At 43.0% G+C, this 21974-nt stretch carries 29 protein-coding genes; 18 read left to right on the forward strand and 11 right to left on the reverse strand.

What is annotated here, in order from left to right:
- Nucleotides 1-3: 3 nt before the first annotated feature.
- A complete protein-coding gene (locus RR876_RS13165) occupies nt 4-1413 on the forward strand; it encodes an efflux transporter outer membrane subunit (protein WP_332477920.1) in 1410 nt (469 codons plus the stop codon).
- A gap of 24 nt (nt 1414-1437) precedes the next feature.
- Here RR876_RS13165 and RR876_RS13170 read toward each other — a convergent pair whose 3' ends face one another.
- On the reverse strand, nt 1438-1854 hold the full coding sequence (locus RR876_RS13170) for a hypothetical protein (RefSeq protein WP_332477919.1): 417 nt from the start codon (nt 1852-1854) through the stop codon (nt 1438-1440).
- Between the two features lie 160 nt (nt 1855-2014).
- Between RR876_RS13170 and RR876_RS13175 the strand changes: the two genes are divergently transcribed.
- Complete coding sequence (locus RR876_RS13175) at nt 2015-2170, forward strand: hypothetical protein (protein ID WP_332477918.1); 156 nt, start codon at nt 2015-2017, stop codon at nt 2168-2170.
- 121 nt (nt 2171-2291) lie between these two features.
- Here the strand turns inward: RR876_RS13175 and RR876_RS13180 are convergent, their stop codons facing one another.
- The 3 genes from RR876_RS13180 to orn form a co-directional block, all read right to left on the reverse strand.
- Nucleotides 2292-3095 carry an enoyl-ACP reductase gene (locus tag RR876_RS13180; protein WP_004983469.1) on the reverse strand — a complete coding sequence of 268 codons (804 nt, stop codon included), beginning with the start codon at nt 3093-3095 and terminating at the stop codon, nt 2292-2294.
- 144 nt (nt 3096-3239) lie between these two features.
- Nucleotides 3240-3974 (reverse strand): Bax inhibitor-1/YccA family protein, encoded by a 735-nt coding sequence (locus RR876_RS13185; RefSeq protein ID WP_010327547.1) that lies wholly within the window; start codon nt 3972-3974, stop codon nt 3240-3242.
- A 158-nt stretch (nt 3975-4132) separates the two neighbouring features.
- The gene (gene orn, locus RR876_RS13190) at nt 4133-4687 is read right to left on the reverse strand and encodes an oligoribonuclease (RefSeq protein ID WP_004697635.1); all 555 of its coding nucleotides are present in this window, start codon (nt 4685-4687) and stop codon (nt 4133-4135) included.
- A 124-nt stretch (nt 4688-4811) separates the two neighbouring features.
- Here orn and rsgA point away from each other — a divergent pair, with 124 nt between their 5' ends.
- From rsgA to secB, 4 genes are all read left to right on the forward strand, one after another.
- Entirely contained in the window at nt 4812-5870 is a 1059-nt protein-coding gene (rsgA, locus tag RR876_RS13195; RefSeq protein ID WP_004983468.1) for a ribosome small subunit-dependent GTPase A, read from the forward strand.
- A 97-nt stretch (nt 5871-5967) separates the two neighbouring features.
- Complete coding sequence (locus RR876_RS13200; RefSeq protein ID WP_004697633.1) at nt 5968-6375, forward strand: rhodanese-like domain-containing protein; 408 nt, start codon at nt 5968-5970, stop codon at nt 6373-6375.
- A 19-nt stretch (nt 6376-6394) separates the two neighbouring features.
- Entirely contained in the window at nt 6395-6649 is a 255-nt protein-coding gene (gene grxC, locus RR876_RS13205) for a glutaredoxin 3 (RefSeq protein WP_004697632.1), read from the forward strand.
- Between the two features lie 27 nt (nt 6650-6676).
- The gene (secB, locus tag RR876_RS13210; RefSeq protein ID WP_004697631.1) at nt 6677-7126 is read left to right on the forward strand and encodes a protein-export chaperone SecB; all 450 of its coding nucleotides are present in this window, start codon (nt 6677-6679) and stop codon (nt 7124-7126) included.
- 60 nt (nt 7127-7186) lie between these two features.
- Here the strand turns inward: secB and RR876_RS13215 are convergent, their stop codons facing one another.
- The gene (locus tag RR876_RS13215; protein WP_332477917.1) at nt 7187-7576 is read right to left on the reverse strand and encodes a cytochrome b562; all 390 of its coding nucleotides are present in this window, start codon (nt 7574-7576) and stop codon (nt 7187-7189) included.
- Between the two features lie 77 nt (nt 7577-7653).
- Nucleotides 7654-8928, reverse strand: coding sequence for a bifunctional phosphopantothenoylcysteine decarboxylase/phosphopantothenate--cysteine ligase CoaBC (coaBC, locus tag RR876_RS13220; RefSeq protein WP_332477916.1), 1275 nt, complete (start codon nt 8926-8928; stop codon nt 7654-7656).
- 111 nt (nt 8929-9039) lie between these two features.
- Between coaBC and radC the strand changes: the two genes are divergently transcribed.
- Nucleotides 9040-9732, forward strand: a complete 693-nt coding sequence (gene radC / locus RR876_RS13225; RefSeq protein WP_332477915.1) for a DNA repair protein RadC — start codon at nt 9040-9042, stop codon at nt 9730-9732.
- A 75-nt stretch (nt 9733-9807) separates the two neighbouring features.
- Nucleotides 9808-10719: a bestrophin family protein gene (locus RR876_RS13230; RefSeq protein WP_004697627.1), complete on the forward strand. Its 912-nt coding sequence runs from the start codon at nt 9808-9810 to the stop codon at nt 10717-10719.
- Nucleotides 10720-10786: 67 nt separating this feature from the next.
- Here RR876_RS13230 and RR876_RS13235 read toward each other — a convergent pair whose 3' ends face one another.
- Nucleotides 10787-11638 carry a PHP domain-containing protein gene (locus tag RR876_RS13235; RefSeq protein ID WP_332477914.1) on the reverse strand — a complete coding sequence of 284 codons (852 nt, stop codon included), beginning with the start codon at nt 11636-11638 and terminating at the stop codon, nt 10787-10789.
- Nucleotides 11639-11682: 44 nt separating this feature from the next.
- Between RR876_RS13235 and RR876_RS13240 the strand changes: the two genes are divergently transcribed.
- Genes RR876_RS13240 through mnmC form a run of 4 tightly spaced genes read left to right on the forward strand, consistent with a single transcriptional unit; the run spans nt 11683 to nt 15081 of the window.
- Entirely contained in the window at nt 11683-12297 is a 615-nt protein-coding gene (locus RR876_RS13240) for a septation protein IspZ (RefSeq protein WP_114837576.1), read from the forward strand.
- 29 nt (nt 12298-12326) lie between these two features.
- Entirely contained in the window at nt 12327-12629 is a 303-nt protein-coding gene (locus RR876_RS13245) for a YciI family protein (RefSeq protein ID WP_004697623.1), read from the forward strand.
- 4 nt (nt 12630-12633) lie between these two features.
- On the forward strand, nt 12634-13137 hold the full coding sequence (locus RR876_RS13250; RefSeq protein ID WP_078390225.1) for a hypothetical protein: 504 nt from the start codon (nt 12634-12636) through the stop codon (nt 13135-13137).
- Nucleotides 13138-13173: 36 nt separating this feature from the next.
- Entirely contained in the window at nt 13174-15081 is a 1908-nt protein-coding gene (gene mnmC / locus RR876_RS13255; protein WP_332477913.1) for an FAD-dependent 5-carboxymethylaminomethyl-2-thiouridine(34) oxidoreductase MnmC, read from the forward strand.
- 108 nt (nt 15082-15189) lie between these two features.
- On the opposite strand, the gene RR876_RS13260 is transcribed toward mnmC, so the two are convergent.
- On the reverse strand, nt 15190-15495 hold the full coding sequence (locus RR876_RS13260; RefSeq protein WP_332477912.1) for a rhodanese-like domain-containing protein: 306 nt from the start codon (nt 15493-15495) through the stop codon (nt 15190-15192).
- A gap of 91 nt (nt 15496-15586) precedes the next feature.
- Here RR876_RS13260 and RR876_RS13265 point away from each other — a divergent pair, with 91 nt between their 5' ends.
- The 3 genes from RR876_RS13265 (at nt 15587) to RR876_RS13275 (ending at nt 17239) form a co-directional block, all read left to right on the forward strand.
- Nucleotides 15587-16075: a YajQ family cyclic di-GMP-binding protein gene (locus RR876_RS13265; protein ID WP_004697619.1), complete on the forward strand. Its 489-nt coding sequence runs from the start codon at nt 15587-15589 to the stop codon at nt 16073-16075.
- A gap of 28 nt (nt 16076-16103) precedes the next feature.
- A complete protein-coding gene (locus tag RR876_RS13270; RefSeq protein ID WP_010327555.1) occupies nt 16104-16604 on the forward strand; it encodes a DUF4442 domain-containing protein in 501 nt (166 codons plus the stop codon).
- Between the two features lie 137 nt (nt 16605-16741).
- On the forward strand, nt 16742-17239 hold the full coding sequence (locus tag RR876_RS13275; RefSeq protein ID WP_332477911.1) for an ester cyclase: 498 nt from the start codon (nt 16742-16744) through the stop codon (nt 17237-17239).
- A gap of 74 nt (nt 17240-17313) precedes the next feature.
- On the opposite strand, the gene RR876_RS13280 is transcribed toward RR876_RS13275, so the two are convergent.
- From RR876_RS13280 to RR876_RS13290, 3 genes are read right to left on the reverse strand one after another with little or no spacing between them, the layout of a single operon-like run.
- The gene (locus RR876_RS13280; RefSeq protein ID WP_004697616.1) at nt 17314-17736 is read right to left on the reverse strand and encodes an acyl-CoA thioesterase; all 423 of its coding nucleotides are present in this window, start codon (nt 17734-17736) and stop codon (nt 17314-17316) included.
- 17 nt (nt 17737-17753) lie between these two features.
- Nucleotides 17754-18185 carry a thioredoxin TrxC gene (gene trxC / locus RR876_RS13285; protein WP_332477910.1) on the reverse strand — a complete coding sequence of 144 codons (432 nt, stop codon included), beginning with the start codon at nt 18183-18185 and terminating at the stop codon, nt 17754-17756.
- A complete protein-coding gene (locus tag RR876_RS13290) occupies nt 18186-19082 on the reverse strand; it encodes an alpha/beta fold hydrolase (RefSeq protein ID WP_332477909.1) in 897 nt (298 codons plus the stop codon).
- A gap of 124 nt (nt 19083-19206) precedes the next feature.
- On the opposite strand from RR876_RS13290, the gene RR876_RS13295 reads away from it, so the two are divergent.
- The 3 genes from RR876_RS13295 (at nt 19207) to RR876_RS13305 (ending at nt 21546) form a co-directional block, all read left to right on the forward strand.
- Nucleotides 19207-19542: a TIGR01244 family sulfur transferase gene (locus RR876_RS13295; RefSeq protein ID WP_279740046.1), complete on the forward strand. Its 336-nt coding sequence runs from the start codon at nt 19207-19209 to the stop codon at nt 19540-19542.
- The gene (locus RR876_RS13300) at nt 19535-19960 is read left to right on the forward strand and encodes a sulfur transferase domain-containing protein (RefSeq protein ID WP_332477908.1); all 426 of its coding nucleotides are present in this window, start codon (nt 19535-19537) and stop codon (nt 19958-19960) included. Before RR876_RS13295 ends, RR876_RS13300 begins: the two co-directional genes overlap by 8 nt.
- Nucleotides 19961-20169: 209 nt before the next feature.
- The gene (locus RR876_RS13305) at nt 20170-21546 is read left to right on the forward strand and encodes a dihydrolipoyl dehydrogenase (protein ID WP_332477907.1); all 1377 of its coding nucleotides are present in this window, start codon (nt 20170-20172) and stop codon (nt 21544-21546) included.
- Nucleotides 21547-21974: the final 428 nt, after the last annotated feature.

The following is a 21974-nucleotide window of genomic DNA, read 5'->3' on the forward strand; positions in this document are numbered from 1 at the left end:
AATATGCCTTTTTTATTAACGCGCCTTTGTACCGCAATGCTGCTTGGCAGCACTTTGGTTGGCTGTGCAGCTGTGGTTAAAACACCTTATCAGTCACCAGCAGTACAAACGCCATCTCAATTTCAATACGACAAAGCAACATCACAACAACGTCAACAAGCCCTGTATGCCGATCGATGGTGGACGTTATTTGGCGATGCACAGCTCAATCAACTGGTCGATGCTGTGCTAGTAAAAAATGCTGATTTGGCCGTTGCAGGGATGACCTTAAAGCAAGCGCGCTTACAAGCAGAACTGGCTGAGAATCAACAAAAGCCGCGGGTGAGTTCTACAGTATCTACAGGTCATATTTTTGATCTTAATGATGGAAGTGATACATCAAGCGGGCTATCTGCCAAAGCTGGGCTCAGTTATGAAGTCGATTTATTTGGTAAATTGGCTCGTCAAACTGAAGCAAAGAGATGGGAAGCACTAGCGACTGAGCAAGATTTACAAGCCACTGCTCAAAGCTTAATTGGCACCACGGCGAAGTTATATTGGCAGTTGGCCTATTATAATGAAAGCCGTACAACTGCCGAGCAAAGCCTTGCGACCTCACAAAAACTGTATGACTTGGTTAAAGTTCAGTATCAAGCTGGTGCTGTATCAGGACTGGACTTAACTCAAGCTGAACAGTCAGTACAAAGTCAAAAAGCCAGTCTGAGTCAAATTCAGCAAAGTTTGGTCGAGACCCGTACCGCAATTGCCGTGTTACTGCATATGCCTGTGCAGCAGTTAAGTATTGATGAACCACAGCGTTTACCACGTTTAGCTTTGCCAAGTATCGCAGCGGGCTTACCTGCCGACATTTTGTCGCGCCGTCCAGACTTAAAAGCGGCTGAGCTACGTTTACGAGAGAGTTTAGCGACCAAAGATGCCACCACGGCGAGCTATTATCCTTCGATCAGTTTGACTGGGAATCTTGGTTCAAGCAGTACCTCGCTAACGCAACTGCTCAAGAACCCAGCCCTAACCTTAGGCGCAAGTTTAAGTCTGCCGTTCTTGCAATATAACGACATGAAACGCGACCTTGCGATTAGTCAATTGGACTATGAAAAAGCTATCGTGCAATATCGTCAGACCTTGTACCAAGCCTTTGCCGATGTGGAAAATGCATTGTCTGCGCGAACTGAGTTGAACCAACAAGTGCAATTACAACAGCGTAATTTAGAGCTTGCTGAGAAAGTGGAGCGTTTGACCCAAGTGCGTTATCGCTATGGAGCCGTGGCTTTAAAAACCTTGTTGGATCAACAGGAAACCACGCGCACTGCACGCTTAACGTTGGTCAATACCAAACAAAGCCAATACAACGCTTATGTGACGTTGATGCAAGCTTTGGGCGGAAGTCCTGTAAAAGAACTAGCAAAACAATAGTCCGAGCACTATTGTTTTGTTCTCTTATTCTTTCACTAGATCTGGATTATTCTGGATCTGGTGAATACGTTTAATCTTGTCTTGATCATCAAAAACAACTTCATACGAAAGTTGCTGACCATCGAAATACATCTCGGCTGGAGAGCCAATCACTTCCCATAGACCAATCGAGGCAATATCCGCAGTCGTGTGCCATAGTGTACGACTGATTCTGGCTGCTTTTGAGTAGCCCTGTTGGAAAGTATAAATCTCTTTACGCTCTCCATTGACGGTTTCTGAGGTAACTGGTGCACCCAATTCAGAAATCACATAATTACGATGTTTTCCAACCTCTAAAACCGTCAGATTCTTTTTATGCGGCTGGTTACTCGCCATCACCGCGGCACAACCTTGAAGTGAAAGAACAATGACTAATCCTAAAATAACAGTTATCTTTTTCACGCTTTTTCCCTACCCCGAAAGCTCAAAATTATATTTTTATCGACATTATCTTTAGAATTTTAATTCAACAAAAACTAGGATTTATTAGCATATAAAATATTCGATGACAAATAAATAATTATACTTTTTGATAAAACTTCAACTGATCAAACATCACTCAATGGAATATCAAGTCAAAACAATCACTATACAGCTCAAAGCATATGGATTAATAAATACTAAAACAACAAAAGGTGGAATGGCTCTTTTTTGGACATTAACTCCCAAAGGCGAGCAGTTAATGATTGAAAGTCGCGTAATTAAAAGTAGTGCTTAACAACGTAAGCTCAATAGACTCAATTATGCTTCACCGCACTCACTGATTACGAAGCAACTATCCTTTTCAAAAACAAAGCCGCTATCAAAGCGGCTTTATCAGATGATTTGAATCAATCTAATTACTCATCGAGCATCAAGTCTGGGCTCATGCCTACAGTATTGAAACCTGCATCGACATACATGATTTCACCCGTAATACCATTTGCCCAAGGTGAGCAAAGGAATAATGCAGCATTACCGACATCTTCAATGGTCACATTACGTTTAAGCGGTGAAATTTTTTCGTTTACGTCTAACATTTTACGGAACGATTTAATCCCTGATGCCGCCAAAGTACGGATTGGGCCTGCTGAAATCGCATTCACACGAATCCCTTCTGCACCTAAGCTTGAAGCCAAATAACGTACGCCTGCTTCTAATGATGCCTTCGCCATACCCATCACGTTGTAGTTTGGCATCACACGTTCAGAACCTTGGTAAGTCAAGGTCAACAAACAACCTTGACGAACTAAAAGTAATGGCTTCGCAGCACGCGCCATAGCAATAAAGCTATATGCACTGATGTCATGTGCCACTTTAAAACCATCACGATCCGTTACATCGGTAAAGTCACCATCCAAAGTATGCGCAGGCGCAAAACCAATCGAATGCACCACACCGTCTAAACCATCCCAGTGTTTTGCCAATTCAACAAAAGTCTGTTCAATTTCAGCATCGACAGCCACATCACATGGTAGAACAATCGTTGAGCCAAATTGTGCTGCAAATTCATCTACACGTTTTTTCAGTTTTTCATTTGGATAAGTAAATGCAAGTTCCGCGCCTTCACGGTGAAGCGCTTGAGCAATACCAAATGCAATTGATAATTTACTTGCAATACCTGCTACTAAAAAACGCTTTCCAGCCAATAGTCCTTGTGCCATGTGACTCTCACTCAAAATAATTTATCTGCATAATGCCAAGTTTAAGTTGAAACCGAAATTGCATAATGCGCCTTTTTTCAATTCATCAACATTCAATAACAAATACGCCCCAATGAAGGGGCGTATTTGTTAAAACTAGGGAGATTAGTCATCGCCACGCAACATGCTAAGTAGACGCAGGAATGAATAGTACATCCACACCAGAGTCGCTAGTAGTGCAATACCACACAGCCACTCCATCGCTTTCGGAGCGTGTTGTGCCGCAGCACTTTCAATCAAATCAAAATCTAGAATTAGGTTAAGTGATGCAATCACTGCAACAAAAGCGGCAAAACCTAGACCTAATAAGTTGTTTTCAAATAAAAATGGAATGCTTGAACCAAAAGCCAAACGCATAACCATCTGCACCACAAACACAATCGCGATGGCAATCGATGCCGACATTACTACCGATTTGAATTTTTCAGTGGCACGAATAATTTGAAAACGATACAAACCAAACATCACTAAAGTGGTGACAAAAGTTGCCAAGAGCGCTTGTAAAGGTACACCTGGGTATTTCAATTGGAAAATAACAGAGACCCCACCTAAAAAAGCACCTTCAAACAAGGCATATGGAATGGCAAGAGTGCGCGCGGTATTCGGTTTAAAAGTTGCAATCAGACCTAAAATTAGACCACCAATTGCACCGACTAAGGTTGCAGCATATGCCAGCGAAATATTTAAGGTCATGAAACAGTAGAAAAACAGCGCCATACCAACCACAGCCGCAATCACTGTAAGTAATACAGACTTCTGAATGGCACCTTGAACAGTCATCGGTTGACTATAGTCCGCATGTGTTTCCACGCGGTTCAAAATAGGGTTATTACTTTGCATAACTCAACTCTTTGTTATAATTTAATTAATTTACTTTATCATAAAGCGTGTTTTAAACTTGTATAGCAAAAAAGTGTTTCTTTTTTATACACAAACACCCTCAGCTCTATTCTATTCGATTTCAATAAAAAAGAGGCTAACGCCTCTTTCTTTACTACTTATTTATTCATAATAAAAAAGTATTCACGATAATACTTCAGTTCCGCAATCGAATCACGAATGTCATCCATCGCTAAATGTGAAGCATTCTTTTTCAAGCCACTCATAATTTCTGGACGCCAGCGTTTAGCCAACTCTTTTACCGAAGACACGTCTAAATTACGGTAGTGGAAATATTGCTCCATTTCTGGCATTAAACGGTGTAAAAAACGGCGGTCTTGGCAAATTGAATTGCCACACATTGGTGAGCTTTTTGGATTGACCCATTTCTTTAGAAATTCTAAAGTTTGCTGCTCCGCATCTTGCGCAGTCAATTTACTGCGACGTACACGTTCAATTAAGCCTGATTGACCATGTTGGCGAGTGTTCCACTCATCCATTGCATTCAGCACACGGTCTGGCTGATGTACAGCAAGCACAGGCCCTTCAGCTAAAATATTTAAGTTATCATCCGTCACAATTGTAGCAACTTCAATAATTTGGTCATTATCAGTATCGAGACCTGTCATTTCAAGGTCAATCCAAATCAAACGCGTATCAGCGGTGCTGCTCATAAATGTGCAATCTTATTCGGCTTAAAAACAATGATAGTAGCAAATTAATTGCTTCGATGCTGTAACTGATACCCTGCTTCGTGCTATTTTTGCCATCTTGAATTCACGGTTTTTTAGGATATGAATGGCTTTAATTCGTAAACGTCGTTTAACTGAACAGCAACAACGTCGCATTCAGAAACAACAGCAAACACGTCAAGAAGATATCGACACTTCAAATGACTTAGAAGGCTTGGTGGTACAACACTACGGCCGTCAGCTTGAAGTGCAAGCCCTTACGACTCCAGATCCACATCCCATCAAACCGACGGTACAAGCAGGCGAACCTGAACCGTTTTGGAAACCGATTGAACTCGGCAGTATTTGGCGCTGTCATACACGCACCAACCTCGAACTTCTAGTCACAGGTGATCGTGTCAAATGGCAAGCCGACCCAAATACAGGGCTGGGGATCATCAATGCCATACAGCCACGTCAGTCGCTACTGACTCGTCCAGACCGTTACCATAAAGTGAAACCTGTCGCTGCCAATATCAGCCTGATTGTGATTGTGTTTGCGCCACTGCCTGAGCCTGCACCAGGTCTGATTGACCGTTATTTGGTGGCCTGTGCCGATGCCAACATTCCAGCACTTTTGGTGCTGAATAAAACCGATTTGCTCAAAGACAATGACCCGATTTTAGCGTTGATTGCGGAATATCAAGCCTTAGGCTATGAAGTGATGCAAACACAAGCCGATGGTGATTTAACGGCACTAACTCAGCGTTTAAAAAATGAAACAGTAGCCTTTGTCGGCCAATCTGGCGTTGGTAAAAGCACGCTGATTAATGCCATCGTGCCTGACGCTGCACAAAAAACCAATGTGATTTCTGAAAACTCAGCCTTAGGGCAGCACACCACGACCTCTACCCGTTTGATTGGTTTTGGTGAAGGCGCCTCGCTGATTGACTCACCAGGAATTCGTGAGTTTGGTTTATGGCACTTAGATGCGGACAAAGTGCAACGCGGCTTTCCTGAAATTGAAAACTTGTTGGGCTACTGTCAGTTCCGTAACTGCACCCATAAACATGAAAAACAATGCGCTTTACGCTTAGCTGCAGCAAATGGTGAAATTTTAACGCGCCGTTTAGACAGCTATTTACGTCTGATTGATGAAATTGCTGAAGCTCAGCAAAAAAATTAATTTTTATTCAACCTTAGCCCTTGAAGCGGTGATTTTGATCACCATATTTTATGAGCTATACTCTCTAGCAATTTTTGAATTGTAATTTAGGTGACTTGTGGAACGTTGGTTCGAGTTTATGGGGAATCACCCCTTCTTATTTGGAACACTTGCGGTATTGGTTGTTTTGTTTTTCGTACTTGAAGGACAACGCAATGGTCGCAAAATTTCACCACAATCTTTAGGTATTTTAGTGAAAGCTAAAAATGCCATGTTGATTGACTTACGTGATGCCAAAGATTTCCGTGAAGGTCATATCAGTGGAAGTCGCAACATTCCCTACAGCCAAATTACAAAACATGCTGAAGAGTTAAAAGCTGCAGATCGTCCACTCGTGTTCATCTGTAACTTAGGCCAAGTGGCAGGTACCGCTTTACAACAAGTTGCACATACTGACAGCTATCGTTTAGATGGCGGGATTAGCAACTGGAAGGCTCAAGGCTTACCACTGGTTAAAGCTAAATAATTCGCACAAGGAGAAACTCATGGCTCAAGTCACTATTTACTCAACGACTGTATGTCCATATTGCGTTCGCGCAAAGCAGCTCCTTGAGCGTAAAGGCGTTGAATATAAAGAAATTAATTTATCTAAAGAAGCGCCAGAAGTCCGCATTGAATTGATGCAACGCACCAATCACCGTACGGTTCCACAAATTTTTATTGATGACCAATTTATTGGTGGTTTTGATCAACTTTATGCTTTAGAGCGTGAAGGCAAACTCGACCAACTATTGGCATAATTAGCTCAGCATATTAAGGATTAGAAAATGAGTGAAGCTCAACCACAACTTGCTTTAGAACGTATTTATACAAAAGATATTTCTTTTGAAGTCCCTGGGGCGCAAGTTTTTACCAAAGAATGGCAACCAGAGTTGAACATCAACTTGTCATCTTCTGCTGAAAAAGTTGATCCAACTCACTACGAAGTTTCACTTAAAGTGGTTGTACAAGCAAACAATGCAGGCGACACGGCGTTTATTGTCGATGTTACTCAAGCGGGTATTTTCCTTGTAGATGGTGTTGAAGAAGAACGTCTTCCGTACATCTTAGGTGCATATTGCCCGAACATCTTGTTCCCGTTCCTTCGTGAAGCGGTGAATGATATGGTGACTAAAGGCAGTTTCCCACAATTGTTACTTACACCAATTAACTTTGATGCTGAGTTCGAAGCAAATATGCAGCGTGCTCAAGCAGCCGCTGTTGAAGGTCAAGCTTAAAACTTTAAGCCCTTCAAACATAAAAAAGACCGCTTTTGCGGTCTTTTTTATTGTACTGAATTATTTAAATGCTTTATGGCCTTGCTGCTTAATGGCCTCAAACTTGGCTGAACTTTGTTTAGCTTCTGCAAGTTTCCCAGCATGTACCAAATGTTGAGCATGTTCAATTTCTTGGGTTAATGCATCAAACTTTTGTTCATATTGTTTCACTTTAACACTGTCTTTTGGTTGTTTCACCAAAGTGTCAGGCTTGTTTTGCTTGGCAGCTGCCGCGGCTTTTTGCATTTCAGTTAATGCGGTATTCGCCTCTGTGGCAGTCTTGGCTTGAGCAAAAGCTTTTGAGTTCTTTGCCAAAGATTTCATCGCACCTTCTAGCACTTCCGACGCTTGTGCAAGTCCTGCCAAACATAAACCACTGCTCAACAGCACGACCTTTAATAATGTTTTCATTCTTATTCCTATGAGTTTGCAAAAAAAATGCAGCCTAAGGCTGCATTGAATATCGCAAAAATTAAGACCGATGTAAATTAAAAATCATCATCACTTTCAGGGTCTCGATGTAAAGCATCGTGAATCGCTTCAACCAACTGCAAAGCAATTTCTTGTTTCGATGCTTTTTCCAAATCGCGCTTTTCCATTTTATAACTTTCTGCAAAAAAGACCGTCATCGCATTTTCATCAGACGCAAAACCAATATCAGGACGTGACACATCATTACAGGCAATCATATCGAGCTTTTTCGCCACCAATTTACCTGCGGCATATTCCTCGACATTGCGTGTTTCCGCTGCAAAACCCACCATGAACGGGCGTTTGCCTTGCTGTGCAATGGTCGCCACAATATCAGGGTTTTTGATTAAAGAAACATTGAGCTCGTCCCCTGCTTTCTTAATCTTATGCTCTGCGACTTCTGCAACACGATAGTCCGCAACAGCGGCTGTCGCGATAAACACATCACAGCCTTCATCTAACATTTGCATACTGGTATCCAGCATTTTCATGGCAGATGAAACATTGATTCGGCGTACACCGTTCGGCGTGTCTAAGCTGACAGGACCTGCAATTAAAGTCACTTTGGCTCCTGCCGCATAACAGGCAGCAGCAATAGCAAAGCCCATTTTTCCGGTACTGTGGTTAGAAATATAACGCACAGGATCAATCGCTTCACGCGTTGGCCCAGCAGTAATGGTGACTTTTTTACCCGCCAACATCCCAAATTTTTCAGCCATGGCACGCTGCGCTTTATGGAAGTATTCTGTCACTTGATGTGCCAAATCCTCAGGCTCAGGCATACGGCCTAAACCGACATCACCACAAGCTTGCGCACCCGCATCTGGCATGATCACATGCACGCCATCTTCCACCAAAGTCGCTAAATTACGCTGCGTCGCTTTTGCTGCCCACATTTGTTGGTTCATGGCTGGTGCGACCCATACAGGGGCTTTGGTGGCTAAATATAAAGTAGAAAGCAGGTCATCGGCTAAACCCGCAGCAAACTTTGCAATGGTGTTGCAACTGGTAGGCGCAACCAAGAGTAAGTCTGCCCAACGTGCCAGCTCAATATGGCCCATGCCCGCTTCGGCTTCAGGGTCGAGAAGTGCGGTATGGACAGGGTTGCCCGACAAAGCTTGAAAAGTTAGCGGCGTAATAAAAGCCTGCGCACCTTCGGTCATCACCACACGGACTTGAAAACCCGCATCTTTTAAACGGCGAACCAAAATGGCACTTTTATAGGCAGCAATACCGCCCGTAACAGCTAAAAGGATATTTTTATTTGGAATTACACTGAGATCAAAGCTCACGAACAGGCTACCTTTCTGTTGCAGTGGCGCTCACAATAGCATTAAATAGTCTCGCACCCAATCATCGATTGGGCCCTGTTTCTCAGATTAAGAATAAAAAAGTATAAAATAATGCACTTATCCATAAAAAAATGGCCCGAACAAGAACGGCCACGTGAACGCTTATTACAACAAGGGCCAGCCAGCCTATCCGATGCAGAACTGCTGGCTATTTTCATCCGCTCGGGTTCAACACAGCATTCTGCGGTCGAATTGGCACGTCTTTTGTTGCAACATTTTGGCAGCCTGAATGCGGTTTTCGATGCTGAACTGCCCGAACTCAGCCAGTTTCACGGCATTGGCCCAACCAAGTATTCACAATTAATGGCCGTCAAAGAATTGGGGCGTCGCTACAGTAGTCAGCAGCTCAAGCAACAAAAGTTGGAACTCAATCATTCAGCTCAACTGCTCAAGTTTTTACAGTATGAGTTTTCAGGCGAAAACCAAGAAGTCTTTGCAGTGCTCTGCTTGGATGCACATTTAAGAAAAATAAACTTTAAAAAATTGTTCTTTGGTGCAGTCAATTCTTGTGAAATTTCGATCAATCAATTGCTCCGTTACTGTATTGCTCAACACGCCACTTTCATGGTGATTGCCCATAATCATCCACTTGGGAAAGCTCAGCCCTCCACGGCGGACATCGAACTGACCGAGCGCATTCTTCAAGCCAGTCAACTGCTCGATATTCAACTGATTGATCATTTCATCTTATCGCCCGAAGGTGCTTTTTCTTTTGCTGAACACGGCCTGATCCAACCCGTTTAAATATGCAGACAAATGATTGACAAATACCGCGACAAATATGAAGATCAAGCAAAATTTTAAAAGAATTCTAATCACATGATTGTGCGTGATCAGCCAAGTATTTTTAAGGTGCTTTTTTCATGGCGTGGCACCATTCTTCCCAAAGTTTTACCTCCTTTGGGTGTGGTTATGTTGGTCTCTGCCATTATTGGCATTTTGTCCTATGTCGGCTATTTCCACTTCCCTGAACTGCCTTTGGTCGGCTTCACCCTCATTGGAGTGGTACTTTCCATTTTCCTCGGCTTTAAAAATAGTGCCTGCTATGACCGTTGGTGGGAAGCGCGGAAGTTATGGGGCATTTTAATTGCCAACTCACGTCACTTTGACCGTGACTGTCGTATCTTGACTCAAGGTCGTCGTGAACGTGTGATTCAACATGTGATTGTCTTTGCCAATGTCTTACGTGACCGTTTACGTCATCAAACGGCCAATCCAACAGAATTGGTACAGACCAGTGGCTTAAGTCAAAATGCACTGACTCAGCTATATCAACAAGCCAATGCCCCGCAGTACACGCTCAGTTTGATTCAGTGGGAGTTGATGCAGGCATTAAAAGAAGGTGAAATTAGTGACATTGTGTATGCACAGCTGAATCAGCACGTTGCTGACCTGAGTGTGGTGCAAACTGGTTGTGACCGTATTGCGACAACGCCGCTACCTTTTGCCTATTCGGTATTACTCAATCGTACGGTGTATTTTTTCTGTCTCATTTTACCGTTCAGCTTAGGCTCAACTTTGGGTATTTTCACCCCGCTATTGGTTGGTGTGTTGGCCTATACCTTCTTAGGACTCGATGCTTTGAGCTCGGAAATTGAAGAACCTTTCGGAACGCAAAGTAATGACTTGCCGCTGGACTCGATGGTACGTACCATCGAAATTGAACTGCTTGGGACTTTAGGTAAACCTACTCCACCACCCATTCAAGCACAAGACAATAATCTACTCTAATCGAGCGCACGCTTACCTTCTCTTAGGCTAGATAGCTCTTGGAGAAGGTGGGAATGACCAGTACTCTTTAAACAAAACTTTCCCAAATCCCCACTTGTCCGTCTTTGACTCTGGGAATATTGCCCAACTTAATCCACGGCATATTGGCACCATGAAAGTCACTACCGACCGATACTTTTAAACCATTCTCGGCAATCATCCGGTCCACCATTTGACGGGTAGATGTCGGTTCGACATTGGGCGGCAATTCAACCGCATCCCCACCAAACTGCGCAAATATTTCAATCAGATAACGAATATTGGTAGCAGATAAGTCATACCGTGTCGGATGCGCCAATACGGCAAAACCACCACTGGCATGAATCACTTGAATGGTATCTTCTAAACCCAGCCCATCAAATTTCACGTAGGCTTTCTTACCTTCCTTAATATATTTATCAAACGCTTGTTGCGCACGACTCACATACTTTTTTTCAACCAAGGTCTTGGCAATATGGGTTCGAGTCACACGGTCAGGCATCTGTTCAACTTTCGCTAAAACATCGAGATAAATATCTTCACCAATCAGTGGGATCAACAAATCACAGATTTGTTTAGCACGTCGTGCACGGATTTGTTTTTGCTGTTCAAGGCATTTTTGCAGTGGTTCTAAGTCTTGCATATTCAATGCAACCACATGCACGCCATAGTTTTTCTGGGTTGAGGGTCTCGACCATTGACTCGAAATTTCTACCCCCGAAATAATACGTATTGCATGCGACTTTGCAGCCAACTCTGCCAACGCAAGACCATCCATGGTGTCATGGTCTGTCAAAGCCAAGGTGTGGATGCCTTTTTCCGCAGCAGCATCAACCAATTGCTTCGGTGTGAAAGTACCATCAGAAATATTGCTGTGAGTATGTAAATCTACGCCTTCCATCACTTATACTAGCTATTTATTTGAACAGATTTAGATACTCTAACATGAAAGCACTTTTAGACTTTGTGCCGCTGATAATTTTCTTTTATTTATATAAAACTGTAGATCCTAAAAATACTGATCACCCATTGCTCCAATTGATTGGTTCTGCTGGGGGTGTCGATAATAATAATATTCTTGTAGCGACCACAGGTTTGATTATTTCGATGCTGGTGGTTTACGGCGCACTGTTCTTCATGCAAAAGTTCCGTTTAGACAAACAACAGTGGATTGTGTTGTTTATGACGGTTATTTTCGGCGGTGTCACCTTAATGCTGTCGGATGACTTTTACATCAAACTCAAAGCAGCCTTACTGAATATTATTTTCTCAGGCGCTTTCTTACTTTCTCCTTATTTTGGCAAAGAACGCAAACCGCTGATCAAACGCTTGTTCGGCCCAATCTTCAATTTATCCGACGCTGGTTGGATAAATTTAAACTTTGCGTGGGCTGCCATGTTCGCCCTGATGTCCTTTTTACACGTATTTTTCGCATTTTTATTTATGGATGGAAAATATTGGGGAGAATTCACGGCTTTTGGTGACATGATCGTGATGTTTTCCTTTATCATTATTCAGTTTATTGTATTGCGTAAATACTTTAAATCTTCTGAAGAGTAATTTAGCCGGAACATACATCGAGAACTCATATGCCGCTATTCGTCGTCACATGTACCGATCAAGAAGGTACAGTCGAAAAACGTCTTGCTACACGTCCAGAACATCTTGCTCGTTTACAAAAGCTCAATGATGAAGGTCGTTTAATTGTTGCAGGAGCGATGCCGAAAGATCCTAGCAATCCACAAGCAGGCTTTTACGGCAGTACGATCATTGTTGACTTTGACTCACGTGAAGCACTCGATGTCTGGTTACAGGAAGAGCCATTCTTAAAAGCAGGGGTTTATCGTCAGATTGATGTTAAACCATTTAATAAAGCATTCCCTCAAGGATAAGGTCATGCGCGTTGTTGTCACAAGCTTATTGGGCTTATCTCTTCTTTCTTCTATGGCGTGGGCCGTTGAAACCGCTCCTGCCCCGAGTGTAGCCCCTGCTGTACCAGCAACAACTGCCGCACCTGTTCAAGTGCAAGGCAGTACAACTCAGCCGAAAATCATTCCTGCGGTGGCCACAGTTAGTCCAACAGGTCAACCGCAAGAAGCCAAACCACTCACCGCTGAACAACTTGCCAAGAACAAAGCATTGCAAGATGCCAAAGTCAAAGCACTGGTCAAAGACCAAGCTTCACGTCTTGCACAATTGGAAAAAGCCAATCTTGATGCTTTGGCGCAAAACCAAGAGCTACAACTCAAAAATGATAGCCTCGGTGTACAAGTTCAAGTCTTACAAAGCGAACGCAGTGCGCAAATGTTTCTCTACGGCGCGGCGACCATCGCTGTTGGCGTATTACTGGGTTTCTTAATTGCCAGTTACGTTTATACCAAACGTCGTCGTCAGTGGTAAGCTAAGCCCTATTGAAAACAATAGGGTGCTGTGGTTGTGTCGCGTGCAATTCAAACTGCCGATTTAGAGTGGCAACAGATTGATGGCATAGATGTGCCAGTCTCAAAACAATTTGGCGATGTCTATTTTTCCAAAGACAATGGTCTACTCGAAACTCGCCATGTGTTTTTAAATGGCAATGATTTACCTGAGCGTCTGTCCAATCTTCAGCCCTTTGAATATTTTAGTGTTGGTGAAACAGGCTTTGGCACAGGGCTCAACATCTTGGCGCTTTGGCAACTTTGGCAACAGGTTCGCCCCAATAACCACAGCCACCTTCATGCCATTTCAGTTGAAAAATTTCCGCTGTCTAAAACGGATCTGATACGCGCACTCAATGTCTGGCCTGAACTCAAACCAATCGCCGATCAACTGATCGCACAGTACCCGCACCCGATTGCAGGTTGTCATCGCCTGAGCTTCCCTGAGGAACGTTTCAGCCTTGACCTTTGGTTAGGCGATGCCCACGATGTTTTCCCCAGTATGGCAAAAACCAGTAGCGTTAACGCATGGTTCCTCGATGGTTTCGCGCCTGCCTGTAACCCAGACATATGGGAAGAGCAAGTGCTGAATCACATCGTTCGCTTATCTGGTATTGGAACAACATTTTCTTCGTTTAGTGTCGCAGGCGTGCTCAAACGTGGTTTAACGCAGCATGGTATTTCTATTTCACGTCCGCGCGGCTATAAGCATAAACGCGAAATGCTCAAAGCCATCTGGTTACCTGCTGAGCCTGAAAACATATCAAACGCTGTAGATACCAAATCAGTATTGAATCAAAATCGACCTGATCAAGTACCACACGCTTTTAAGCAACGCCAGATTGCTATCATTGGTGCAGGGATTGCAGGTTTAAGTAGTGCATGGGCCTTTGCTGAGCGTGGGCACCAAGTCACGCTCTACGACCAATCTGAGCCACTTGCAGGAGGTTCAGGCAATCCGCTGGCTCTACTCAACCCCAAACTTTGTCCGATTGAACAAAGTCATGAACATCTAATGACTTTGGCTTGGCAACATGCTTTACAGCACTATCCCAAGTTTCAGGCTTTTCGCCCCATTCAAGTACATCAACTGGCGCTAAAAAAAGCCGAAGACTTACTCGATCTCGAACAACAATACCCTGCGGATCTTTTGACAGCCGAAACCGCTGCTGATTCTGCGTTAATTACTGAATATCCCAGTCTGAATCTAACTGAAGCTGGCGCTGTCTCACCACATCAGCTCAAAGATGAAATCTTAGCGCATCCGCTGATTCAGTTCGTACAAGCCAACATTACTCAAATCCATCCAGAGCACAATGAACTTTTTAATGAGCAAGCCCAATCTCTCGGTCAGTTTGATCACGTGATTGTGTGTTGTGCACGCCAGACGGCTGCTTTCTTTGAGCACTACCCTGTGCTGAAGCCGATTCGCGGACAAGTCAGTTGGGTGGAGAACACTGCACAACCTTTGGCCCTCAATCAAGCTTATAGCTATGGCGGCTATTGTATGCAGCTTGATGCTCAACAGTTCATTTTAGGTGCATCCTTCTATCCCAATCGAGACGACAGCGATGTTTTGCTTGAAGACCATGTGCATAACTACGAGCTTATCCACAGTGTCTTTCCACATTATGCACAATCACTTCCTGATGTGACGACCTGGCAAGGCCGTGCATCCGTTCGTGCGCAAAGTTTGGACTATTTTCCAGTCCTTGGAAAAATGTCTGAACAGACTGAAATTTATAGCTTTGCTGGCTTGGGTTCTAAAGGCTTTTTGTTTGCACCTTTATGTAGTGAAATTTTAGCGGCGCAGATACTGAAAGAGGCCTGCCCCGTTCCTGAGTCACTGCTACAAAAGCTCAGTCCGGCCCGATTCCATAAAAAGCTCAAAGCCAAAAAGCCTTATTTTAAAGCGCAGTCTTAGTTCCGCTTATGATTCAAGTGCAGCGCATGGCGTTATAGAGAAAAAATCACATTTCCAAGACATTAAAAAAGCGCCTTACGGCGCTTTTTTTGCTTCTGCTTAATTACTTTATTCTAAGGCTAAACCAGCATCACGAGCAGCACGGGTACCACCCATTAAAATCACATACTCACGCGCACTGTCAAAACCTTCTAGTAACTCTGCAGCACGGGGCGCTTTACTACCGCCACCACATAAAATGTAAATCGGTTGATCCGTCGACACTTGAGTAAGGCTTTGTGCTGAAAGTTCTGTGATTGGCTGATTAATCGCCCCTTTCACGTGTGCTTCAGCATAAGCACTTGAATCGCGTACATCCCAGATGATCGCATCCTCTGGGAACTCAAATGTTGTAATTTCTTGTTTACGGATCATTGCGCACTCCTTTGATGTAAACAACACTTGGCAAATGAAGAAAACATCCCTAGCATCTCAGATATTCTTTCCATTTGTAAAGGTTTAATCCATGCCATCTTTTGATATTGTTTCAGAATTAGAAATTTTTGAAGTAAATCATGCTGTTCAGAACACCCAAAAGGAAATCGCAACCCGTTTCGACTTCCGTGGTCAGGACGTTTCGATTGAACTCAATGAAAAAAACAAAGAAATCAAAATCTCAACTGAAAGTGATTTCCAGTGTGAACAAGTGTATACCATGTTAGAAAACCATTTCTTTAAGCGTAAAGTCGATATTCAAGCGCTTGATCCACAAAAAATGACGGCTTCAGGTAAAAATGTACTTCAAGTGGTGAAATTAAAAGACGGACTTGACTCAGATACCGCAAAAAAAATTAACAAGGCCATTAAAGAAAGCGGCATTAAAGTGCAATCTTCAATTCAAGGCGACAAAATTCGTGTGACTGATAAAAAGCGCGATACATTACAACAAGTAATGACGTTTTTAAAAGAACAACAATTTGGTCTGCCTTTACAGTTCAATAACTTTAAAGACTAATACTCTTGTTTGATCATTTGAGGTAACTATGCCAAAGGCCAATCGCTTATCAAAACTTGTAAAAACCACGTCACGCTTGCCGAAAGCGTTGCGTACGCGATTATGGAGTCAAGCTTTTGGTCGCATAGTTCCCATGGTCGGCAGTGCCAATATTCGTTATTTGCAAGTCAGTCACAGTGAAGTCGTGGTCAAAATCGAAAATCACCGTGCCATGCAAAACCATATTGGTCAACTGCATGCTTGTGCCATGGCCTTGATTGCTGAAACGGCAACTGGTTTTGTAACAGGGATGAATGTACCTGACCATTGCATCGTTCTGATTAAAAGCATGCACGTTGACTTTAAACGTCCGAGTAAAGGTGCCATGACAGCGACAGCCACCTTAACACCAGAACAACAGCAACTGATGCAAACCACCGCCAAAGGTGAAACTTTAGTTTCTGTGACCGTGATGGATGAGTCTGGTGAAGCACCTGTTCAATGTGAAATGTTATGGGCTTGGCTCGACAAAGCATCATTAAAAAAGTAAAAATGTAAATATAACTTACTGTTTAGTAAGTATAAAATTTACAACAATACGCTAAAGCTGCGACTAAAACTTACTATATCTTTACTTCGACTCGGCTCAAAATCATGCTACATAACATGAATATTTGAGCTGACTTGATGAAAAAAAGACTAATTTTAGCGACTGCCCTATTTTCTTTAGGGCTGGTGGCGTGCCAACAGCACAACCCAGCCAACTCATCGGCTTCAACAACACCGAGTTACCATTCTGCTTCTGCCCTGACCGAACAAAATAAAAAAATTGTGGTGGATTTCTATGAAGGGGTTTTTAGCAAGCATCAGGTTCAAACCTATTCTGACCGTTATATTGGTACACAATACATTCAACATAATCCCTATGTTGCAGATGGCAAAGCGCCTTTTGTAAACTACTTCACCCAGTACTTTGAAGAACATCCAGATGCAAAAAACACCATCAAGCGTGTCGTAGCCGAAGGTGATTTGGTGGTGCTCCATGTACATTCCACTCAAAATGCACAAGATCGTGGTGAAGCCGTTGTCGATATTTTCCGCGTCGAACAAGGCAAAATTGTAGAACATTGGGATGTGATACAAACCATTCCCGCGGAGTCCGCCAACCACAATACTATGTTTTAATCCATCGGACTGCATGAAATAGCAATAAAAAAGCCAGTGATTACACTGGCTTTTTTTGCAGACCGACTCAAACCTTAGTTGGATTGGCTCGCAAGAAACTTTTCTTTAACATCCGCAGGAATTTGACGCTTATTGCCTTTGACATCAACCGCAACAAAGGTAAATACACCTTCGGTCACACGTACAGGCGGACGTGAACTGTCATGACTATCCCACACTTCAATTTCCATCTGAATAGATGTATTGCCCACTTTTAACAGTTTGGTATAACAACTGATGACATCGCCAACTTTCACTGGGACTAAGAACGTCATCTGATTAATTGAAATCGTTGCACAGCGTCCCTTACTAAAACGCTCTGCGTGAATTGCACCCGCCAAATCCATTTGTGACACAATCCAACCACCAAAAACATCTCCACTCCAGTTGGTATCGGCTGGCATTGCAATTGTCTGAAGAGACAACATCCCTTCTGGTTTCACATGAATCTCTGACACGTTGACTCCAATTTTCGTTATGACTGGGCTTGCAACTGTTGATCTAACCATTGTTGCAATTGTGGCGCACGGAGCGCACCGCTTATTCTAGCAATTTCGGTGGTTTTATTCATTAAAACTAGGGTCGGAATGCTGCGTACGTTAAACGCACTGCTCAAGCGCGGAGACTTTTCGGTATTAATTTTGGCAAAAATAACCTGCGGATTTTGCTTGGCCACTTCAGCAAAGTGCGGAGCCATCATTTTACATGGACCACACCACTCTGCCCATAAATCAATAAACACTGGCAAATCGCTATGGCTAATGAACTGGCTAAAATTCTGCTCATTCAATTCAATTGGTGCCGCAGGTAAAAGCGCTGCGTGGCACTGACCGCAGCTCGGATTAGCACTCAATTTCTCTTCAGGCACACGATTTTTGGCCAAACAAGTAGGACAGACGATAATCATTTAGTTGACTCCAATATGTTGATGTAAGAATTCTAATTGGGTCGAAATGGCTTTTTCAAACCAACTGGCATGATAAATATCAAAATGCTGCATTTCCCACTCATGATATTGAACAAAAGGGGCAATATTGGTCGCTGCTTCACGACTGGATTCAATCGGAATTAAACTATCATGCTTGGCGGCAATGAAAAGTACAGGAATATTAATTTGTCTGACATTTTGAATCGGACGATAACGAATTAAATTAAAAAAGAGTCGGGCAGGTATCTCACCACTCCAATAATAATCAGGATTAATAATCGAACGATACCCCAAATAGGCATCTTGCGTCGGTAAAAAACATAACTCTCGTGGATCAACCACAGGTAAAGTGGTCGGGGACATCCCCACTTTTCCACCCATATAATCTTGGCTGGATAGTTTTAAGGCTTTGGGGAACTGTTGCAAAGGATATAACTTAGCACTTGCTGCCCCATCTACAAAAGGCACTTGCGCCATCACTGCCTGTACATTCTTGAACTCTGCTGCGATATCGAGCACATAACCACCACTGAGCGCGGTCCCCCACAGCACGATCCGTCGACCATCGATCGACTTACGCTCTTTGAGGTGGTTAATCATGGTCCGCCAATCTTCAAGCTGCTTCTTAATCAAGACCAGCTCTCGTGGACGTCCAGTACTCCCGCCCCAATAACGGTAGTCAAATAACACGACTGCATAGCCCGCTTGTGCAAAACGCTGTGCAAATTGGATTAGTTTGAATTGGCGCAGCCCAGCCAAACCATGGGCCATCACAATCACTGCTGGTTTTTCTTCGGTTTTCGGACGATAGAAATCCGCAGCAATGACCTCTTGGCCACTTTTGACATATAGCGGTTCAACGGTATAGGCGTGCATACCTGCTCCATTGCGTTATTTTATGGTTGTAATCGCTTATAAATATTTCAACAGCATAGGCTGAACTTTCAGCTTAATGCTATCATAAAGCATATCTTGATTAGTTTAATTTTGGAGTGACAGCATGAGCGAAAATGTAGGCTTTGCAGGTCAAATTGGCCCAGAACATTTGGTTCAAGTGGTTGAAAAAGGGTTTAAATCTGTGATCAATAACCGCCCAGATATGGAAGGTGGCCCAGAACAACCAACCAGCGCCCAAATTGAAGAAGCAGCACGTATTGCAGGCCTCGATTATGTCTATCAACCTGTGGTTGCAGGGCAAATCACAGAAGTGGATGTACGCACTTTTGCCAATCATTTCAATGAGCTACCAAAACCTGTTTTAATGTTCTGCCGTACAGGCAATCGCTCAAACAACTTATACCAACTGGCCAAACAAATGGACCTGTTAGATGACTAAACGGTTGTTTCAAAGTGTCATCTGCACTGCTCTGATTTTAACGAACAGTGCATTGTGGGCGGCAACGAATAACCTGAGTCAAGCACTCAGCCCGCAACTCAGCGTTTCAGGGGAAATGACCCAAGACAAGTTTCAACAGTTGATAAAACAAGGGTTTAAGTCGGTCATTGTCAATCGACCAGATCAAGAACAAGGCAATACGGTTCGCGTTGATCAACTGCGAAATATTGCGGAACAGTCCAAAGTCAGCGTAATTTACCAACCGGTTACCAGCAGTAAAATTTCTGAAACAGACGTGGTCGAATTTGCTAAATATTATAATGAACTACCCAAGCCTATTTTAATGGTCTGTAAGAGTGGTGCTCGCTCTAGTCTGCTGTTCAATCAGGCAAAACAACGAGGATTACTCCATGAATAAACTGTTGCTGCTTTTACTCTGCTGTACCTTAATGACAGCATGTAGTTCAATGAATGTACGTCCTACCGTTGGGGTAAGCGTTGGTACTGGCTTATAAGTCAAATGAAAGTAAAGACGGCATCTAGTGCCGTTTTTTTACAAAATATAATCATCTACAGCCCTGAATATGTTAACTATAGAGTATGTCTCGCTTAGATAAACGTTTGCTTATGTATGATCTAATTATTATTGGGGCTGGAACTGCGGGTATCGCAGCCTACCAACAAGCCGTGAAGTCCACACAAAATCTATTAATCATTAATGATGGGCCATGGGACACCACTTGTGCACGTGTCGGCTGTATGCCTTCAAAAGTCCTAATTTCTACAGCAAATCGCATGCATGATATACAACATGCGGATCGTGTCGGATTGCAAGTAGAGTCAAAAATAGACCGCAGTCAGGTCATGCAACACGTACAAAAACTCCGTGATCGCTTTACTCATAGCACCCTTAAAACCGTAGAGAACTGGCCTGAGTCTCATAAAATTCAGGGCTGTGCTCGCTTTGTCGATTCAAAAACGGTCGAAGTTAATGGGCAACTCTACCAAGCCAAAAGCTTTATTTTAGCTGTAGGCTCCACACCTAGCTTTGACCCAGCATGGAAAGATGAACTTGGTGATCGACTCATCACCTCCGATCAAATCTTTGAACTTGATACTTTACCAAACTCCCTAGCCGTTATTGGGAGCGGCGTCATCGCGATTGAACTTGCGCAAGCCATGCAACGACTTGGCGTCAATACCACGGTCTTTGCTCGTAGCCGTAAAGTCGGTGTTCTGACCAGTCCGAAATTACAGCAGTTGGCACAAACAGAAATTAGCACTGAACTTGAGATCAAGTTCGAAGTTTTACCTACAGACGTTAAACATACAAATGATCAAGTCGAACTTAGTTTTACTGAAAATGATCAACCTAAAACACTTAACATCGATTATTTACTGGTCGCTACTGGGCGAAGCAGTCTTTTAAATACTATTAAACTCGACAATATCGACACTTCATTCACAGACTTAAAACATTTGCCTGTTGACCCTGGAACCAAACAACTCTCTGACTACCCGATTTTTATCATTGGTGATGCATATACTGATACTCCATTACAACATGAAGCCGCACACGAAGGTAAAGTCTCGGTCAAAAATGCGTTGAACTTCCCCACTATAGAATCATGCAAAACTCTAACACCCTTAGGCATAGTGTTTAGTAGCCCAGAAATGGCAATGGTTGGACAAAATTTTAAGCAACTGCAAAGTGCACCTATCAATTTTGTCATCGGCGAAGTGTCTTATGCTAAACAAGGGCGTGCTTTAGTTCTGGGTAAAAATCATGGAGCCATTGAGGTGTATGTGGAGAAAAGCAGCCGTAAGCTACTAGGTGCTGAACTACTCACAGAGTCTACTGAACATTTGGCCCATTTACTGGCATGGATGATTGCAGAACAACTGACTGTTGATGAAATTTTGCAGAAACCGTTTTATCATCCGACCCTTGAAGAAGGTTTAAGAACCGCATTAAAACATGCACGTCGACAGCTAGATACCTAAACTGCGAAATTTATGATTCATGTTCTTTTAATAAGGTTTTCTGCCTGCAATTAAACGATTAAATCAACGCTGGGCAGCAAACTATTCGCTGCAGCGTTGATTTAATTACAAGACACATGCTTAATAGATTAGCGGTAAAGTTCTTATTTTAGCGCGTAACTTAACTGATCTAAACACCTTCACACCCGTAAAACCATAGTTTTTAACCCATAAGTCAGTAACACCTGATCTATTTTTGCCTCTTTAGACAAGACATAAAAGCCAGCAAATGCTGGCTTTTTTAATTTAGGCTCTTATAGATAGCTTATTTTCTGCTCTTTTCATCTGTTTACTTCCTCTTATTCTTTCTCATTTATATTTTTAATCTTCCGCACATAAAAAATCCCCCTCAGCTTTAAGCGGAGGGGGATTTTGAATTAATGAGCTGG

Source organism: Acinetobacter sp. (assembly GCF_036666595.1).
Taxonomy (GTDB): Bacteria; Pseudomonadota; Gammaproteobacteria; order Pseudomonadales; family Moraxellaceae; genus Acinetobacter.

Coding starts and splice junctions, on each gene's coding strand:
- RR876_RS13165 (WP_332477920.1), top strand. CDS start 4: ATGCCTTTTTTATTAACGCGCCTTTGTACCGCAATGCTGCTTGGCAGC.
- RR876_RS13175 (WP_332477918.1), top strand. CDS start 2,015: ATGGAATATCAAGTCAAAACAATCACTATACAGCTCAAAGCATATGGA.
- RR876_RS13180 (WP_004983469.1), bottom strand. CDS start 3,095: ATGGCACAAGGACTATTGGCTGGAAAGCGTTTTTTAGTAGCAGGTATT.
- RR876_RS13185 (WP_010327547.1), bottom strand. CDS start 3,974: ATGCAAAGTAATAACCCTATTTTGAACCGCGTGGAAACACATGCGGAC.
- orn (WP_004697635.1), bottom strand. CDS start 4,687: ATGAGCAGCACCGCTGATACGCGTTTGATTTGGATTGACCTTGAAATG.
- rsgA (WP_004983468.1), top strand. CDS start 4,812: ATGGCTTTAATTCGTAAACGTCGTTTAACTGAACAGCAACAACGTCGC.
- grxC (WP_004697632.1), top strand. CDS start 6,395: ATGGCTCAAGTCACTATTTACTCAACGACTGTATGTCCATATTGCGTT.
- secB (WP_004697631.1), top strand. CDS start 6,677: ATGAGTGAAGCTCAACCACAACTTGCTTTAGAACGTATTTATACAAAA.
- RR876_RS13215 (WP_332477917.1), bottom strand. CDS start 7,576: ATGAAAACATTATTAAAGGTCGTGCTGTTGAGCAGTGGTTTATGTTTG.
- radC (WP_332477915.1), top strand. CDS start 9,040: ATGCACTTATCCATAAAAAAATGGCCCGAACAAGAACGGCCACGTGAA.
- RR876_RS13230 (WP_004697627.1), top strand. CDS start 9,808: ATGATTGTGCGTGATCAGCCAAGTATTTTTAAGGTGCTTTTTTCATGG.
- RR876_RS13235 (WP_332477914.1), bottom strand. CDS start 11,638: ATGGAAGGCGTAGATTTACATACTCACAGCAATATTTCTGATGGTACT.
- RR876_RS13240 (WP_114837576.1), top strand. CDS start 11,683: ATGAAAGCACTTTTAGACTTTGTGCCGCTGATAATTTTCTTTTATTTA.
- RR876_RS13245 (WP_004697623.1), top strand. CDS start 12,327: ATGCCGCTATTCGTCGTCACATGTACCGATCAAGAAGGTACAGTCGAA.
- RR876_RS13250 (WP_078390225.1), top strand. CDS start 12,634: ATGCGCGTTGTTGTCACAAGCTTATTGGGCTTATCTCTTCTTTCTTCT.
- RR876_RS13260 (WP_332477912.1), bottom strand. CDS start 15,495: ATGATCCGTAAACAAGAAATTACAACATTTGAGTTCCCAGAGGATGCG.
- RR876_RS13265 (WP_004697619.1), top strand. CDS start 15,587: ATGCCATCTTTTGATATTGTTTCAGAATTAGAAATTTTTGAAGTAAAT.
- RR876_RS13270 (WP_010327555.1), top strand. CDS start 16,104: ATGCCAAAGGCCAATCGCTTATCAAAACTTGTAAAAACCACGTCACGC.
- RR876_RS13275 (WP_332477911.1), top strand. CDS start 16,742: ATGAAAAAAAGACTAATTTTAGCGACTGCCCTATTTTCTTTAGGGCTG.
- trxC (WP_332477910.1), bottom strand. CDS start 18,185: ATGATTATCGTCTGTCCTACTTGTTTGGCCAAAAATCGTGTGCCTGAA.
- RR876_RS13290 (WP_332477909.1), bottom strand. CDS start 19,082: ATGCACGCCTATACCGTTGAACCGCTATATGTCAAAAGTGGCCAAGAG.
- RR876_RS13295 (WP_279740046.1), top strand. CDS start 19,207: ATGAGCGAAAATGTAGGCTTTGCAGGTCAAATTGGCCCAGAACATTTG.
- RR876_RS13300 (WP_332477908.1), top strand. CDS start 19,535: ATGACTAAACGGTTGTTTCAAAGTGTCATCTGCACTGCTCTGATTTTA.
- RR876_RS13305 (WP_332477907.1), top strand. CDS start 20,170: ATGTATGATCTAATTATTATTGGGGCTGGAACTGCGGGTATCGCAGCC.